The 1,498-nt window shown below is 72.9% G+C and carries 1 protein-coding gene; it reads left to right on the forward strand.

Features of this window, described 5'->3' with window-relative positions; all coding sequences use genetic code 11:
* Positions 1-1,498 (forward strand): alpha-1,4-glucan--maltose-1-phosphate maltosyltransferase (locus C1I97_RS37075; protein ID WP_111007260.1); only part of this gene is annotated, 1,498 nt, incomplete at both ends.

Genomic DNA, 1,498 nt, shown 5'->3' on the forward strand with positions numbered 1-1,498 from the left:
CGTTCCAGATCTCGGCCACCGTCTTCCGCGAGGGCCACGACGCGGTGGCCGCGAACGTGGTCCTGCGCGATCCGGCGGGCCGTCCCGGCCCCTGGACGCCGATGCGCGAGCTGGCTCCCGGCACCGACCGCTGGGGCGCCGAGGTGACACCGGGGGCGGCCGGCCGCTGGACGTACCACGTGGAGGCCTGGAGCGACCCGGTCGCCACCTGGCGCCGCACCGCCTCCGTCAAGGTCCCGGCCGGCATCGACGCCGGGCTGGTGCTGGAGGAGGGCGCCGGGCTCCACACCCGCGCGGCGGCCGGGGTCCCGGAGGGACCGGAGCGCGACACCGTGCTCGCCGCCGCCGAGGTGCTGGGGGACGACTCGCTTCCGGTCATGACGCGTCTGGCGGCGGCGTTGACGCCGGAGGTGGACGCGGTCCTGGCCCGCCGTCCGCTGCGGGAGCTGGTCACCGCCTCCGAGCCGCTTCCGCTGCTGGTGGAGCGGGAGCGGGCCCTGTACGGGTCCTGGTACGAGTTCTTCCCCCGCTCCGAGGGCACCGCCGAGCGGCCGCACGGCACCTTCCGCACCGCCGCCCGCCGCCTGCCCGCCATCGCCGCGATGGGCTTCGACGTCGTCTACCTGCCCCCGATCCACCCCATCGGCACCACCTTCCGCAAGGGCCGCAACAACTCCCTGGACGCCGGCCCCGACGACGTCGGCGTGCCCTGGGCCATCGGCTCCCCCGAGGGCGGCCACGACGCCGTCCACCCCGCCCTGGGCACCCTCGCCGACTTCGACGCCTTCGTGGCCCGGGCCGGCGAGCTGGGCCTGGAGGTCGCCCTGGACCTCGCCCTGCAGTGCTCCCCGGACCACCCCTGGGTGCACAAGCACCCCCAGTGGTTTCACCACCGCCCCGACGGCACCATCGCCTACGCCGAGAACCCGCCCAAGAAGTACCAGGACATCTACCCCCTGGCCTTCGACGCCGATATGGACGGCCTGGCCGCCGAGACGGTGCGCCTGCTGCGGCACTGGATGGCCCACGGGGTGCGGATCTTCCGCGTGGACAACCCGCACACCAAGCCGGTGGTCTTCTGGGAGCGGGTGCTCGGCGAGATCAACTCAACCGACCCCGACGTGATCTTCCTGGCCGAGGCGTTCACCCGCCCGGCGATGATGCACACCCTGGCCCAGATCGGCTTCCAGCAGTCCTACACCTACTTCACCTGGCGCAACTCCAAGCAGGAGCTGACCGACTACCTCACCGAGCTGTCCGGCGAGGCGGCCGCCTACATGCGGCCGAACCTGTTCGCCAACACCCCCGACATCCTGCACGCCTACCTGCAGCACGGCGGCCGCCCCGCCTTCGCCGTCCGCGCCGTCCTGGCCGCCACCCTCTCCCCCGCCTGGGGCATCTACAGCGGCTACGAACTGTGCGAGAACACCCCCCTGCGCGAGGGCAGCGAGGAGTACCTGGACTCGGAGAAGTACCAGCTCAAACCCCGCGACTGGGA

This window comes from Streptomyces sp. NTH33, from assembly GCF_003236365.1.
In the GTDB taxonomy this organism is placed as follows: domain Bacteria; phylum Actinomycetota; class Actinomycetes; order Streptomycetales; family Streptomycetaceae; genus Streptomyces.